Origin of the sequence: Bradyrhizobium sp. WYCCWR 13022, from assembly GCF_030435535.1 — a bacterium.
Lineage (GTDB): Bacteria > Pseudomonadota > Alphaproteobacteria > Rhizobiales > Xanthobacteraceae > Bradyrhizobium.
Genome location: NZ_JAUIZJ010000023.1, coordinates 40,799 through 54,390 on the forward strand (window position 1 = coordinate 40,799; position 13,592 = coordinate 54,390).

General features: G+C 64.4%; 16 protein-coding genes. 11 read left to right on the forward strand and 5 right to left on the reverse strand.

Translation table 11 applies throughout. The features are described 5' to 3' along the window. Window positions 1–216: 216 nt before the first annotated feature. Complete coding sequence (locus QY049_RS27160; protein WP_148776819.1) at window positions 217–429, forward strand: cold-shock protein; 213 nt, start codon at window positions 217–219, stop codon at window positions 427–429. Between the two features lie 109 nt (window positions 430–538). On the opposite strand, the gene QY049_RS27165 is transcribed toward QY049_RS27160, so the two are convergent. From QY049_RS27165 to QY049_RS27180, 4 genes are all read right to left on the reverse strand, one after another. Continuing rightward, on the reverse strand, window positions 539–1,114 hold the full coding sequence (locus QY049_RS27165) for a TadE/TadG family type IV pilus assembly protein (protein WP_258765075.1): 576 nt from the start codon (window positions 1,112–1,114) through the stop codon (window positions 539–541). A gap of 22 nt (window positions 1,115–1,136) precedes the next feature. Beyond that, window positions 1,137–1,715: a TadE/TadG family type IV pilus assembly protein gene (locus tag QY049_RS27170; protein ID WP_194479497.1), complete on the reverse strand. Its 579-nt coding sequence runs from the start codon at window positions 1,713–1,715 to the stop codon at window positions 1,137–1,139. A 208-nt stretch (window positions 1,716–1,923) separates the two neighbouring features. Further along, complete coding sequence (locus tag QY049_RS27175) at window positions 1,924–2,424, reverse strand: pilus assembly protein N-terminal domain-containing protein (protein ID WP_194479496.1); 501 nt, start codon at window positions 2,422–2,424, stop codon at window positions 1,924–1,926. Window positions 2,425–2,575: 151 nt separating this feature from the next. Continuing rightward, entirely contained in the window at window positions 2,576–3,403 is an 828-nt protein-coding gene (locus QY049_RS27180; RefSeq protein WP_258765074.1) for a sterol desaturase family protein, read from the reverse strand. A 255-nt stretch (window positions 3,404–3,658) separates the two neighbouring features. On the opposite strand from QY049_RS27180, the gene QY049_RS27185 reads away from it, so the two are divergent. The 10 genes from QY049_RS27185 (at window position 3,659) to QY049_RS27230 (ending at window position 12,582) form a co-directional block, all read left to right on the forward strand. Further along, window positions 3,659–3,823: a Flp family type IVb pilin gene (locus QY049_RS27185; protein ID WP_079851750.1), complete on the forward strand. Its 165-nt coding sequence runs from the start codon at window positions 3,659–3,661 to the stop codon at window positions 3,821–3,823. A gap of 74 nt (window positions 3,824–3,897) precedes the next feature. Further along, window positions 3,898–4,041, forward strand: coding sequence for a hypothetical protein (locus tag QY049_RS27190; RefSeq protein WP_194482914.1), 144 nt, complete (start codon window positions 3,898–3,900; stop codon window positions 4,039–4,041). Window positions 4,042–4,164: 123 nt separating this feature from the next. Continuing rightward, window positions 4,165–4,689: a prepilin peptidase gene (locus tag QY049_RS27195; RefSeq protein WP_258765073.1), complete on the forward strand. Its 525-nt coding sequence runs from the start codon at window positions 4,165–4,167 to the stop codon at window positions 4,687–4,689. 128 nt (window positions 4,690–4,817) lie between these two features. Continuing rightward, window positions 4,818–5,615 carry a Flp pilus assembly protein CpaB gene (cpaB, locus tag QY049_RS27200; protein WP_194479493.1) on the forward strand — a complete coding sequence of 266 codons (798 nt, stop codon included), beginning with the start codon at window positions 4,818–4,820 and terminating at the stop codon, window positions 5,613–5,615. 11 nt (window positions 5,616–5,626) lie between these two features. Further along, window positions 5,627–7,102, forward strand: coding sequence for a type II and III secretion system protein family protein (locus tag QY049_RS27205; RefSeq protein WP_258765072.1), 1,476 nt, complete (start codon window positions 5,627–5,629; stop codon window positions 7,100–7,102). Window positions 7,103–7,122: 20 nt separating this feature from the next. Then, window positions 7,123–7,857, forward strand: a complete 735-nt coding sequence (locus tag QY049_RS27210; RefSeq protein ID WP_258765071.1) for a CpaD family pilus assembly protein — start codon at window positions 7,123–7,125, stop codon at window positions 7,855–7,857. Then, the gene (locus QY049_RS27215; protein WP_194479490.1) at window positions 7,854–9,119 is read left to right on the forward strand and encodes an AAA family ATPase; all 1,266 of its coding nucleotides are present in this window, start codon (window positions 7,854–7,856) and stop codon (window positions 9,117–9,119) included. The genes QY049_RS27210 and QY049_RS27215 overlap by 4 nt, the downstream gene beginning before the upstream one ends. A gap of 21 nt (window positions 9,120–9,140) precedes the next feature. Continuing rightward, on the forward strand, window positions 9,141–10,604 hold the full coding sequence (locus tag QY049_RS27220; RefSeq protein WP_194479489.1) for a CpaF family protein: 1,464 nt from the start codon (window positions 9,141–9,143) through the stop codon (window positions 10,602–10,604). 16 nt (window positions 10,605–10,620) lie between these two features. Beyond that, a complete protein-coding gene (locus tag QY049_RS27225) occupies window positions 10,621–11,598 on the forward strand; it encodes a type II secretion system F family protein (RefSeq protein WP_194479488.1) in 978 nt (325 codons plus the stop codon). A 9-nt stretch (window positions 11,599–11,607) separates the two neighbouring features. Continuing rightward, on the forward strand, window positions 11,608–12,582 hold the full coding sequence (locus tag QY049_RS27230) for a type II secretion system F family protein (protein ID WP_258765070.1): 975 nt from the start codon (window positions 11,608–11,610) through the stop codon (window positions 12,580–12,582). 129 nt (window positions 12,583–12,711) lie between these two features. On the opposite strand, the gene QY049_RS27235 is transcribed toward QY049_RS27230, so the two are convergent. After that, on the reverse strand, window positions 12,712–13,524 hold the full coding sequence (locus QY049_RS27235; RefSeq protein WP_258765069.1) for a tetratricopeptide repeat protein: 813 nt from the start codon (window positions 13,522–13,524) through the stop codon (window positions 12,712–12,714). Between the last annotated feature and the right edge of the window lie 68 nt (window positions 13,525–13,592).

Below are 13,592 nucleotides of genomic sequence, written 5' to 3' on the forward strand. Positions count from 1 at the left end.
GCCGGGGGACATCACGGCGGATCAAAAAATCGTGCACGTCCGGATTGTTTTGCCGCCTTGTTTCCAATAAAATCCAGCCATCGATTTTCGGCCGGACGACATTAGCATCCACCGGTACAGCCGGTTCAGACACGCTGACGACCCTTCCAGAAATTCGATCTAACCGGCCTGCGCAAGCGGGCTCTGACATTGTGTATCTGAGAAGGAACTACCCCCGTGAGCATGGGAACCGTGAAGTGGTTTAACGCAACCAAGGGCTTTGGCTTCATCCAGCCCGACGATGGCGGCAAGGACGTGTTCGTTCACATCAGCGCCGTCGAGCGCGCCGGTCTCGGCTCGCTGCGCGAAGGCCAGAAGATCTCCTACGAGATCGTCGCTGATCGCCGCTCCGGCAAGTCGGCTGCCGACAATCTCCGCGACGCAGGCTGATTCCCCCCGCGCGCCTTAGGGCGCACGGACGGGTCAGCGCGAGCGCACTGAACAAAGGAAAAGGCCGTGCGAATGCACGGCCTTTTTCATGTCGGGCGAGCGGATGCGCTCAATAGGTCGTGCAGGCCGTGGCCGGGCTGTAATACACGCAGGACGATTGGCGCGGGCGGGTATAGGCGACGTCGCTGAGCGTGATCGAGTTCTTGAGCACGTAGCCGACCGAGGGCGTGTAGTTGTAGCTGACTTCGCTGAAGATCAGATAGGTGCCGGCGATCGCGAGCGTCGTGGGAATCGAGACCGTCGACTTCTGGGTCCGCGGCGCCGACCCCTTGCTCCACTGAACATGCGCCGTCTGTGTCGAATCCACGTAGAGCTCGGTGATCGTCGCCAGCACCGGCGTCGCGGAATACGGCGTCATGATCGCGGTCGAGGCCGCGAAGAAATTGGTCATGTCGGCATCGGCGACCGACGTCGACTGCGAGGTCAGGTCCGACAGCGTGCGGGCCATCAGCGTCACCTTGCGATCGATTGCCACGGCCGACGAGAATTCGACCGTGCCGAAGAACATCACCAGCATCAGCGGCACGATCACCGCGAATTCGGTGGCCGCAAGACCCCTGCCATCGGCCAGGAACTCATACGCGGAGAAACGGGCCGCCCGCCAGAATTTCGCAATCATCCGCATCGCTCTACCCGGTCCGTTGGTCTCAATAAGGCTCGTTCTTGAATGCGGCCGTGGCCACCAGCAGCCGCTTGCTGGTGCTGCCGCAGCCGATGTTGTAGCCGAGCCCGGTGACGAACAGTGGCCACTGATAGAACAGCCGGACCACCACGATGTCGCCGGCATTGCCCGCGCTGTAGTTCATGTTGGTGTCGAAGTTGCAGGCCGCATCGAGATGGGTAGGCAGCGTCACGGCCGAGAAGGACGAGAAGCTGGTGACGTCGACGTACAGGCTGTTGCAATCGAACAGCGCAGGGATCTGGCTGCAGACGTAGCTCTTGAACGTCGCTTGCGTGCAGGCCGTGGCGACGCCGCCCACCGCGCAGGCGCTCACTGAACCCGACTGCGCCTGGCCGGTCAGCACCACGCGCGCGGAATTCTGCGTGATGGTCTCGAGCACCTGGCCCGAGAAGAACACCAGCGCCGTCTCGATGATGGCAAACAGCAGTGCGAAGAAGATCGGTGCGATCAGCGCGAATTCGACCGCCGCTGATCCGCGGCGATTGCTGCGAAATCTGCGCATTGCAGTCCGGAGCGTGAACCTCGAAGGTGCAGGCGATGGCATCGCGTCAAATTCCCCAGCGGCGGCGATCATTGCCCTGACCAGTACCGGAAACTGATTGTTTAAGTGTTTCAGGCAATCCGCACCGGCCGGGCCGCGTCGTTAAGAGCGGGTTAACCACGCCGCCGCCATCGCAAGGTGGGACCCAGGCAGCAGTGACGGCGCGAGACCGGAGGTCCCGCCGGTCGCCGGTCCAGACGCCTTTGTTTTGCTAGTTCGTCTTCGCAGCCGGCGCGGCCGCGGTGCCGCTGGCGTTGCTGTTCAGCGAACCGGCCTGGCTCATCGTGTTGTTGAAGTATTGATCGCTGTCGCCGAGCGTGACGCGACGCTGGCAGAGCGGCATGCAACTGTAGGACTCCCGCTCGATCCCGCGATAGACGGTGACAAGCTGGTCGCTCGGGCCTTCGACCTGGATCTGCCGGTCGACCAGGATCTCGCCGCCGCGATCGAGCGCGATGAAGTTGGTGGCGCCGTAGCCTTTGCCTGTTACGACGATCATTCCGCCTGGCTGAAGCGTGACGTCGGCGATCAAGGGATTGCCGACCACGATCGTCGCCACCTTGCCGGGCAGCCGAACCAGCTTGGCCTGGTCGACATTCACGGCGATGGTATCGACGGTGGGCTCGGCAAGGCCGATGGCCGGCGAAGCCAGCACGGCAGCCGTGGCCAGAAGACAGATGCGCGCACGACGGCGCAGGAACTCTTTACACATACTCTTACCCCGGGACGTCACAAACCGGCATGATCGATCAGAAAGCGGAGCCGGCGCCCGACCCGGTTAACCTGCCTGTAATTCGTGAACGTTCCGCAAATTCGCCGACTATTGTTCTAACGGACTGCCGCTTTGTCAGCGCCGAGAGCGCCTAGTGCCGGAACGGATAGGCAAGCTGACCGGGGAATTCCTTCGGCATGGTCGCTTCGTCCTTGCCATAGTCCTGCGGCAGTTCGCCCTTCGGCATACGGAAGGTCCCGAACAGCACGTCCCAGATCGGGAAGGTGCCGGCGAAATTGGTGTCACCGCCCTCTTCAAGCGGGGTGTGGTGCCAGCGGTGGAACACCGGCGTCGCCAGCACATAACGGAACGGCCCGAAGGTCCAGTTCAAGTTGGCGTGCACGAAGGCCGAATGGAAGGTCGTGAACGGACCGACCCAGATCATCACGTTCGGCGAAATGCCGGCCATCAGCAGCACCACGTCGACACCGATCGTGCCGAGCATCAGGTTCACCGGATGGAAGCGGGCCGCCGAGATCCAGCTGATCTCCTCCGAGGAGTGATGGATCGCATGGTATTTCCAGAACTCGCCGCCGTGAAACAGCCTGTGCAGCCAGTACAGCATGAAGTCGGCCAGGACCAGGAACAGCACGCCCTGCAACCAGAGCGGCAGTTGCGACAGCGGGCCGTGGCCGTTGTCGTAGAAGGCGATCAGTTCGTCGGCATCGTGGATGTTGAAGACGAAGCCGGCGGTGACGATCAACAGTCCAATCCGCATGGTGCGAGCGAACACCGGAACGAAGAACCAGTAGCAGACATCGGTCACGATCTCCCGCTTGCGCCACCACGATGGACCGGGATTGCAGGCCCAGAAGTGCTCGAGCACCGTGAACACGGCCGCGAGCATGAAAGTGACGGGGATCACCTTCTCGATCGTCTCACCCAGCATCAGGGCGACTTGCATGGGCAGGCTCGACATCAATCGCTTCTCTTCCAGGCTGCTGATCCGTCTTACGCCTACTCCGTGAAATTTAAGGGAGGGTGAAGTTGACGCGAAGTTCGGAACTGGACCGAATTGCGACAGCCCCCTTAAGGCGAAATTCACTGTGGCCAAAAGCATCGCGCAAGAGGCGTGTTTGACCGATCGAATTAACCCCGCCGAAAGAGCTCGGCTCACATGGTCGGTGCGTCAAGACAGCGCCGAACGGCGACCTCAACCAGATGGAGTTAGTTCATGAAGAACCTGATTGCGCGTTTCGCCAAGGATGAATCCGGCGCCACCGCCATCGAATACGGTCTGATCGCCGCCGGCATCGCGCTGGCCATCATCACCGTCGTCAACAACCTCGGCACCACGCTGAACACCAAGTTCGGCTCGATCAGCTCCTCGCTGAAGTAAGCCGACCAACGAACGACGGCAAAAGCCCCGGACCTCCGGGGCCTTTGTTTTTCTGGCGTAGGCGAGTTCCAGTGGTGTTGCGTAAGCACAGGACCGATGCCGCGGTTGCGGCGAACGAGGCGGACACGGCGCGCACCGACGCGTCGGCCTATTGGGTCTGCCTTGCGCTGCTGCTCGCCATGGTCACGCTCGCGATGCGCATCGCCACTATGTGGTGAGATCGCCGGCGTCCGGCTACCGGCCATGAGGCCGCTGCGGCCGTTGTCGGTTTGTTTAACACTGCCCAATAGCATGCGCCGACGCCCGATCCGGCAACAGACTGAAGGCCTCAAGACGCAGCCATGATCCTCGACCTCGCGCGCCTTCTGCTCTTCCCGGCCCTGATGGCGTTCGCAGCCGCCAGCGATCTCTTCACCATGACGATCTCGAACCGCGTCTCGCTGGCGCTGGTCGCAGGCTTCTTCGTGCTCGCCTTTGCCGGTGGCATGGCACCTTACGACGTGCTGAGCCATGTCGGCGCCGGCGCGCTGCTGCTCGTCGTGGCCTTCACCTGCTTTGCGATGGGCTGGATGGGCGGCGGCGACGCCAAGGTCGCGGCATCCGTTGCGCTCTGGTTCGGCTTCTCCCAATTGATGGACTTCCTGCTCTACGCCTCGCTGTTCGGCGGAGCATTGACGCTGCTGTTGCTCCAGTTCCGGCAATGGCCGTTGCCTTACGGGCTTGCCGGCCAGGCCTGGCTCGCACGGCTGCACGACAAGCAAACCGGCATTCCCTACGGCATCGCGCTCGCGCTAGGCGCATTGCTGGTCTACCCCGAGACCGAATGGGTGAAGGCGATCGACCTCGCTCACCTCGCACTGGGCTGAAACGCCTCGGATAAACCCGGCGTTAAGGCGATTTAGATACGCCTCATTAACCATGCTTTGACGAATAGCTGGTCAACTGCCGATTACGGCGGCGGCAGCGTCGCGGCGTTCTGTGGAAAGTGAAGCGTATGAATAGGGCACGCATAGTCGTCCTGACGGTCGCCATCTGCGCCGGCGGTATCGCCGCGTACCTGGCGAGCAGTTCGGACTCTGCGCCGCCGCCAACGGCTCCGGTCGCGCAGCTCCCCACCACCGACGTTCTGGTCGCCAAGAACGACATCGGCCTCGGCCAGACCGTGAAGCCGGAAGACGTGCAGTGGCAGACCTGGCCGACCGCGACCGCCAGCTCCACTTTCATCCGCCGCAGCGAGCGCCCCGATGGCGCCACCCAGGTCACCGGCTCGATTGCGCGCGCTCCCTTCATCCAGGGTGAACCGATCCGCGACCAGAAGCTGGTCAAGGCCGATGGTTCCGGCTTCATGGCTGCGATCCTGCCGACCGGCATGCGGGCCATCTCCACCGAAATCTCGCCGGAGACCGGCGCCGGCGGCTTCATCCTGCCGAACGACCGCGTCGACGTGATTCTCACGCGGCGCCTCAAGAACCCGGATCAAAGCTCCGGCGCCCCCGACATCATCAAGTCCGAGATCCTCCTGGCGAATGTCCGCGTGCTGGCCATCGACCAGGCTCCGAAGGAGAAGGACGGCCAGAACTCGGTGATCGGCAAGACCGTGACTCTTGAGCTCAATCCCGCACAGACCCAGGCGCTTTCTTCGGGCCGCCAGGCCGGAACGCTGTCGCTGGCGCTGCGCAGCATTGCCGACGTCAAGATGAGCGAGATCACGCTCGACGACTCCGCGCAGAAGCGCGAAGGCGTTTCGATCATTCGTTACGGCGTTCAAAGCCAGGCGTCGAAGGCACCATGAGGACAGTCGACATGAAGTGCAGGGCAGATCTTACGACGCTGCGGACCTCGATGGTCCGAGCCCTGTCGTTCTCGGCCGCTCTCGCGCTGACGCTCAATCCCGCGCTGACGCCCGTGATCGCCGCGGATTACCGTCCCACCGCACCGGTTGCGACCGACGGCCAGATGAACGCCCGCTTCCTCTCGCTCGGCATCGGCAAGTCGATCGTGATCGACCTGCCGCGCGACATCAAGGACGTGCTCGTCGCCGATCCCAAGATCGCCAATGCCGTGGTCCGCTCGTCCCAGCGCGCCTACATCATCGGCGCCTCGGTCGGCCAGACCAACATCGTGTTCTTCGATTCCGCCGGCCAGCAGATCGCCGCCTATGACATCGCGGTCAAGCGCGACCTCAACGGCGTGCGCGCGGCGCTCAAGCAGATCCTGCCCAATTCCGACATCCAGATCGACGGTATCGGCGACGGCGTCGTGCTGAGCGGCACCGCGGCCAGCCCGGTCGAAGCGCAGCAGGCCAACGATCTCGCGGTGCGCCTTGCCGGCGGCGCCGACAAGGTCGTGAACTCGATCGTGGTCCGCGGCCGCGATCAGGTCATGCTGAAGGTGACGGTTGCGGAAGTCGCGCGCAACATCGTCAAGCAGCTCGGTATCGACCTTTCTGCGAACCTCAATTACGGCACCTCGGTGGTGAGCTTCACCAACTCGAACCCCTTCACCGCCTACGGCCGCAACCTCGTCGACGGCAACAATCTGACCACCAAGTTCGGCGCGACGCCGTCGGTGCAGGCGACCCTGCGCGCGATGGAGACCGCGGGCGTGGTGCGCACGCTGGCCGAGCCGAACCTGACCGCGATCTCCGGCGAATCCGCGACATTCATCGCCGGCGGCGAATTCCCGGTGCCGGCGGGCTATGCCTGCGATCCCACAACTCACGTCTGTACCACGCAGATCAGCTTCAAGAAGTTCGGTATCTCGCTGAATTTCACGCCGGTCGTGCTGACCGAAGGCAAGATCAGCCTGCGGGTGATGACCGAGGTGTCGGAGCTCTCCAACGACAACGCGATCACGCTGTCGCAGGCGGTGACCTCGAGCTCGGTCAACTCGCTGACCGTGCCCTCGATCAAGACCCGCCGCGCCGAGACCTCGCTGGAAATTCCCTCCGGCGGCGCGATGGCGATGGCCGGCCTGATCCAGGAGCAGACCAAACAGGCGATCAGTGGATTGCCGGGCCTGATGCAGCTCCCGATTCTCGGCACGCTGTTCCGCAGCCGCGACTTCGTCAACAACACGACCGAGCTGGTCGTGATCGTGACGCCTTACATCGTGCGCGCAGCGGCGCCGAAGGACCTGTCGCGGCCGGATGACGGCTTTGCGGCGCCTGCGGACCCGCAGGCCCAGCTGATCGGCAACGTCAACCGCATCTATGGCGTGCCGGGCCGGGCCGAACCGGCAAGGAACTACCGCGGCACCTACGGCTTCATCACCGACTGACGCGGAACGGGGACATAGTCATGATTACAACACGACCCCAGACCCGCTACCGCGCCGCCGCCCTCGGTGGCGCGCTCGTCGGTATCGCGCTCGCGCTCGGCGGCTGCCAGCACGACGAGGTGGCCACGGCTTCCATTCCCGACGACTACAAGCAGCGTCATCCGATCGCGATCGAGGAACAGAACCGCTCGATCGTCGTGTTCGTCGGCCACGCCCGCGGCGGCCTGACCGCAGCCCAGCGCGCCGACGTGATGGGCCTTGCCTCGACCTGGATGCATGAAGGCACCGGCGCCATCCATATCGACGTGCCCGCGGGAACGCCCAATGCGCGTCCGGTTGCGGAATCCTTGCGCGAGATTCAGGCGATGCTGGCGGCGGCGGGCGTGCCCCCGCGCGGCATCATCTCGCGCCCCTACCAGCCGGAAGACAAGCGCTTCCTGCCGCCGATCCGGCTGACATATTCGAAGATCGCCGCGGTTGCGGGCCCCTGCGGCCTGTGGCCCGAGGACCTCGGCCCATCGATCAAGAACAAGAGCTGGTTCGAGAACAAGGAATATTACAACTTCGGCTGCTCTTATCAGCGCAACATGGCGGCCATGGTCGACAATCCGTCGGACCTCGAGCAGCCCAGGCCTGAAACTCCCGCCTACACGGCGCGGCGCATCACCGCCTTCGAGAAATATCGCAAGGGGACGCCGACGACGACCACCTATCCCGAGGCCGAAAAGGCCAAACTCAGCGACACCGGCAAATGATCAGCTACGCGCGTCAGACCCAGGAAGAGCAGCCGGAGGCCCCGCCGCCGGCCGAGGAGCATATTGCGCCCGCGCCGCGTGTCTCGGTCCAGGCCTTCTGCGAAACCGTGGAGACAGCCGCAGCTGTGCAATCGGCCGGCGAGGACCGCCGCCTCGGCAAGGCTCATCTCAAGATCCAGATGGGCGGCATGGCGGCTGCGATCGAAGCCTATCGTTCGGCGCCCACGCCGAACGTGATCGTGCTCGAGAGCGACGCTCGCAGCGATCTGCTGACCGGGCTCGACCAGCTTGCCACCGTTTGCGACGCCGGCACTCGCGTGGTCGTGATCGGCCGCATCAACGACGTCATGCTCTATCGCGAGCTGGTGCGCCGTGGCGTCAGCGACTACGTGCTCGCGCCGGTCGGCCCGATCGACGTCGTGCGCTCGATCTGCAATCTGTTCTCGGCGCCGGAAGCCAAGGCAGTCGGCCGCATCATCGCGGTGGTCGGCGCCAAGGGCGGCGTCGGCGCTTCCACCATCTCCCACAACGTCGCCTGGGCGATCGCGCGGGACCTCGCGATGGACGCCGTGGTCGCCGATCTCGACCTCGCCTTCGGCACCGCCGGGCTCGACTACAACCAGGACCCGCCGCAAGGTATCGCGGACGCGGTATTCTCGCCCGACCGGGTCGACACCGCCTTCATCGATCGCCTGCTGTCAAAATGCACGGACCATCTCAGCCTGCTGGCGGCGCCGGCGACGCTCGACCGGGTCTATGATTTCGGCACCGACGCCTTCGACGCCGTGTTCGACACGCTGCGCTCGACCATGCCGTGCATCGTGCTCGACATTCCGCATCAATGGTCGGGCTGGACCAAGCGCGCCTTGATCGGCGCGGACGACATCCTGATCGTTGCAGCCCCGGATCTGGCCAATCTGCGCAATACCAAGAACCTGTTTGATCTCCTGAAGGCCTCGCGCCCCAACGACCGTCCCCCGCTGTACTGCCTGAACCAGGTCGGCGTTCCCAAGCGGCCGGAGATCGCCGCCACCGAATTCGCCAAGGCGATCGAGAGCCAGCCGGTCGTCTCGATCCCGTTCGAGCCGCAGATCTTCGGCGCGGCCGCCAACAACGGCCAGATGATCGCGGAGATCTCCGCCAACCACAAGTCGATCGAGATGTTCCTCCAGATCGCCCAGCGCCTGACCGGGCGCAGCGAGACGAAGAAACAAAAGTCGTCCTTGCTTTCACCGCTGATTGAGAAGTTGCGGGGAAAATAGGCCGCCGCATGGAGTTGTTAAGTGTTCGGTAAGCGTAGCGGAACAGACACCGACCTTCGGGCTCCCAAGCCCGGCGCCGTGTCGCCAGAGCCTGCCCCGGCTCCGGCGCCGACGGTGTCGCGCGCGCCGCCCCCGCCGACCGTCGCCTCCCCGCCGCTTGCCCCCTCCCGGCCGCCCCCGGCCATGGAAACCCGCCGCTCGGACAATTATTACGAGGTCAAGGCAACCATCTTCGGCGCGCTGATCGAGGCCATCGACCTCGCCCAGCTCGCCAAGCTCGATTCCGAGTCCGCGCGCGAGGAAATCCGCGACATCGTCAACGAGATCATCGCGATCAAGAACATCGTGATGTCGATCGCCGAGCAGGAAGAGCTGCTCGACGACATCTGCAACGACGTGCTCGGCTATGGCCCGCTCGAGCCGCTTCTGGCCCGCGACGACATCGCCGACATCATGGTGAACGGCGCCGGCACGGTCTTCATCGAAGTCAGCGGCAAGATCCAGCGTACCGGTATCCGCTTCCGCGACAATCAGCAGCTGCTCAACATCTGCCAGCGCATCGTCAGCCAGGTCGGCCGGCGCGTCGACGAATCCTCGCCGATCTGCGACGCGCGCCTCGCCGACGGCTCCCGCGTCAACGCCATCGTGCCGCCGCTGGCGATCGACGGCCCGGCGCTCACCATTCGTAAGTTCAAGAAGGACAAGCTGACGCTGGATCAGCTGGTCAAGTTCGGCGCGATCTCGCCTGAGGGCGCCGAGATCCTCCAGATCATCGGTCGCGTTCGCTGCAACGTACTGATCTCCGGCGGTACCGGTTCGGGCAAGACCACCCTGCTCAACTGTCTGACCAACTATATCGAGCACGACGAGCGCGTCATCACCTGCGAGGACGCCGCCGAGCTTCAGCTCCAGCAGCCCCACGTGGTGCGACTCGAAACCCGCCCGCCGAACATCGAGGGTGAAGGCCAGGTCACCATGCGCGAACTGGTGCGCAACTGCCTGCGTATGCGCCCGGAACGCATCATCGTCGGCGAAGTCCGCGGCCCGGAGGCCTTCGACCTCCTCCAGGCCATGAACACCGGCCACGACGGCTCGATGGGAACGCTGCACGCCAACAATCCCCGCGAAGCGCTGTCGCGCTGCGAATCCATGATCACGATGGGCGGCTTCTCCCTGCCCTCGCGCACCATTCGCGAAATGATCTGCGCCTCGATCGACGTCATCGTGCAGGCCGCGCGCCTGCGCGACGGTTCGCGCCGCATCACCCACATCACCGAGGTGATGGGCATGGAAGGCGACACCATCATCACCCAGGACATCTTCCTCTACGACCTCGTCGGCGAGGACGCCAACGGCAAGATCATCGGCAAGCACCGCTCGACCGGCATCGGCCGCCCGAAATTCTGGGAACGCGCCCGCTATTACGGCGAAGAGAAACGACTTGCCGCGGCCCTCGACGCCGCGGAAACGGGACCGAAGACGTGAGCAGGTCGGCGCAATCATGAACATTCAGGTCCTTGCCCTCGCCTTCCTCGCCACCGCTGCCGTCGGCGGCTTGGCCTGGGTCTTCCTCTATCCGATGCTGTCCGGCGAACGGAAGGCCGAGAGCCGCCGCGCCTCGATCGCGCGCGCCGAAGCGCCGACCGCCCGCCAGGCCGAGAAAACCCAGCGGTCGCGCCGCGAGCAGGTCGAGAGCTCGCTCAAGGACCTCGAGGCCAGACGCACGCAGGAGAAGAGCGTCCCGCTCAACATCCGCCTGTCGCAGGCCGGGCTCGACTGGACCACGCAGAAATTCTGGATCGTGTCCGGCGTCGTGGCGGGCGTGTTCTTCTTTGGCGCGTTGTTCGGCGGCGGCGGCCTGCTCGGCGCGGCCGGTCTCGCCTTCGCCGGCGGCTTCGGCCTGCCGCGCTGGGCGCTGGGCTTCCTGAAGAAGCGCCGCGAGAACCAATTCCTGAAGGCACTGCCCGACGCCGTCGACGTCATCGTCCGCGGCATCAAGGCCGGCCTGCCGCTGTTCGAATCCATCAAGGTCGTCGCGGCCGACGCACCGGAGCCGCTGCGCAGCGAGTTCCTGGCCATCATCGAGACGCAGGCGATCGGCATGCCGCTCGGCGAGGCCTGCTCGCGTCTTTACGAGCGGATGCCGCTGCCGGAAGCCAATTTCTTCGGCATCGTGGTGTCGATCCAGCAGAAATCGGGCGGCAACCTCTCCGAAGCGCTGGGCAACCTCTCCAAGGTGCTGCGCGACCGCAAGAAGATGAAGGAAAAGATCCAGGCGATGTCGATGGAAGCCAAGGCCTCGGCCGGCATCATCGGCTCGCTGCCGCCGATCGTGATGTTCCTCGTCTATCTCACGACGCCCGGCTACATCTCCCTGCTGTGGACCCATCCCACCGGACAGCTCATGCTGGTCGGCTGCGTCGCCTGGATGTCGATCGGCATCATGGTGATGAAGAAGATGATCAACTTCGATTTCTGACGGTGCCATATGGTCGAGTTCCTCGTTACGAAACTGCATGACGCCCACTTCATGACCATGCTGCTGGCGGCCATCGCCGCCAGTGCCACCGTCTACACGCTGGTCATGCCGCTGTTCGCCGGCGAGGGCCTCGCCAAGCGGATGAAGGCGGTGGCGAGCGAGCGCGAGCGGATCCGGCAGCGCGAGCGCGACCGCCTCAACAAGAGCGAGAAGGTGTCGCTGCGCCAGACGCCCAAGCAACTCGTCTCCAAGGTCGTCGAGGACTTCAACCTCACCAAATGGCTGGCGCAGGAGGCTGCGCGCGACAAGCTGATCATGGCCGGCTACCGCGGCCAGGCACCCTACGTCACCTTCCTGTTCGCCCGCATGGTGGCGCCGCTCGTGCTGTTCGTCGGCTCGGTCGTCTACGTGTTCCTGATCGCCCATATGGACCGCCCGATGCCGATCAAGATCGGCATCTGCGTCGGTGCGGCCTATCTCGGCCTGCAGGCGCCGATGCTGTTCCTGAAGAATGCGATCTCCAAGCGCCAGCTCTCGATCAAGCGCGCCTTCCCCGACGCGCTCGACCTGCTGCTGATCTGTATCGAATCCGGCATGTCGGTGGAAATGGCGTTCCGCAAGGTCGCGACCGAGATCGTCGGCCAGTCGATCGCGCTGTCGGAGGAGTTCACGCTGACCACCGCCGAGCTGTCCTACTTGCAGGACCGCAAGGTGGCGTATGAAAACCTGGCGAAGCGCACCGGGCTCGAGGGCGTCAAATCGGTCTGTCTGGCGCTCCAGCAGGCCGAACGCTACGGCACCCCGCTCGGCCAGTCCCTGCGCGTGATGGCGCAGGAAAACCGCGACATGCGCATGAACGAAGCCGAGAAGAAGGCCGCCGCACTGCCGCCGAAGCTGACGGTGCCGATGATCCTGTTCTTCCTGCCGGTGCTGTTCGTCGTCATTCTCGGACCGACCGGCATCAAGATCTCCGAGTTGCACTGACGCGGAACAAAAACGCGAAAACAACCCCATGCACAGTAGCCGGCCGGCGCCGGCTCGGTGCCACCTGGATCGCGGCAAACCTTCGAACTGTCAGGCGAAATTCGCCTCGTCCCGCCAAAGGCAGCGGAATCAGCCGGATCGGCTGAGCGAGGCGACAGGCGTCCGCTTCGGCGCGCCGCGCGCGCCATCGTTGCGGTTCAGCATGTCCTTGAGATAGGCGACATTGGCCGCGGCCTCGTCCGGCGGCAGGTCCGCCTTCACGATGGACTCGGCTTCCGCGAAGCGGCCCTGGAGGCCGACCACCAGGCCGAGATTCTGCCGCACGCGCGAGCTCGCACGCGGCGAAGCGTAGGCCTGCCGCAGCGTCTCTTCCGCCTTGGGCAGATCGCGCGACAGCATGTAGGACAGGCCGAGATTGGACAGCACGCCGGGATCGCCCGGCGCGATCTTCAGCGCGCTCGCGTAATAGGCGCGCGCCTCGTCGTGACGGCCCATCTGGTCGAGGCAGGTGCCCTGCACCGAGAGCAGGCGCCAGTCCGGATTGTCGGGCGAGTGCGCCTTCGACAGCACGTCGAAAGCCTGCTGGAAATTGCCGTTGTCGGCGAGCGCGCGCCCGTATTGGGCAAGCAGCGGCTTGTTGCCGACGTTGGCGATGGTCGCCTGTTCGAGCACGGCCGCCGCCTGGGCGTTCTGGCCGTTGGCGCGCAGGGCCTGGCCATAGGCCAGTGCCGCGTCGGGATCCTTGGGATTGGCGCGATAGCGCGCGCCATAGGCCTCGACCGCGCGTACCGGGTCGACCGGCGCGGCTTCCGCCTTCGTCCCGATCGAGCCGGTGACGTCGGAGAGCTTTGACATTGCCGTGCAGCCGCCGAGGCTGGCGGCCACCAATGCGATCAGCGAGGCGGAGGCAAGAAGCCGGGCAGGACGGAACCGTTGACGCATGACGCTTTGACTCTCGGGCCAATTGATCGAGCCGAACGCGTCAGCAATAGACTGTTAACCCTAATGGC

What these genes read in the sequence shown, in the direction of transcription:
- QY049_RS27165 (WP_258765075.1), bottom strand. Translation starts at nt 1,114, where the DNA reads ATGCGGATGATTGCGAAATTCTGGCGGGCGGCCCGTTTCTCCGCGTAT.
- QY049_RS27170 (WP_194479497.1), bottom strand. Translation starts at nt 1,715, where the DNA reads ATGCCATCGCCTGCACCTTCGAGGTTCACGCTCCGGACTGCAATGCGC.
- QY049_RS27175 (WP_194479496.1), bottom strand. Translation starts at nt 2,424, where the DNA reads ATGTGTAAAGAGTTCCTGCGCCGTCGTGCGCGCATCTGTCTTCTGGCC.
- QY049_RS27180 (WP_258765074.1), bottom strand. Translation starts at nt 3,403, where the DNA reads ATGTCGAGCCTGCCCATGCAAGTCGCCCTGATGCTGGGTGAGACGATC.
- QY049_RS27185 (WP_079851750.1), top strand. Translation starts at nt 3,659, where the DNA reads ATGAAGAACCTGATTGCGCGTTTCGCCAAGGATGAATCCGGCGCCACC.
- QY049_RS27195 (WP_258765073.1), top strand. Translation starts at nt 4,165, where the DNA reads ATGATCCTCGACCTCGCGCGCCTTCTGCTCTTCCCGGCCCTGATGGCG.
- cpaB (WP_194479493.1), top strand. Translation starts at nt 4,818, where the DNA reads ATGAATAGGGCACGCATAGTCGTCCTGACGGTCGCCATCTGCGCCGGC.
- QY049_RS27205 (WP_258765072.1), top strand. Translation starts at nt 5,627, where the DNA reads ATGAAGTGCAGGGCAGATCTTACGACGCTGCGGACCTCGATGGTCCGA.
- QY049_RS27210 (WP_258765071.1), top strand. Translation starts at nt 7,123, where the DNA reads ATGATTACAACACGACCCCAGACCCGCTACCGCGCCGCCGCCCTCGGT.
- QY049_RS27215 (WP_194479490.1), top strand. Translation starts at nt 7,854, where the DNA reads ATGATCAGCTACGCGCGTCAGACCCAGGAAGAGCAGCCGGAGGCCCCG.
- QY049_RS27225 (WP_194479488.1), top strand. Translation starts at nt 10,621, where the DNA reads ATGAACATTCAGGTCCTTGCCCTCGCCTTCCTCGCCACCGCTGCCGTC.
- QY049_RS27230 (WP_258765070.1), top strand. Translation starts at nt 11,608, where the DNA reads ATGGTCGAGTTCCTCGTTACGAAACTGCATGACGCCCACTTCATGACC.
- QY049_RS27235 (WP_258765069.1), bottom strand. Translation starts at nt 13,524, where the DNA reads ATGCGTCAACGGTTCCGTCCTGCCCGGCTTCTTGCCTCCGCCTCGCTG.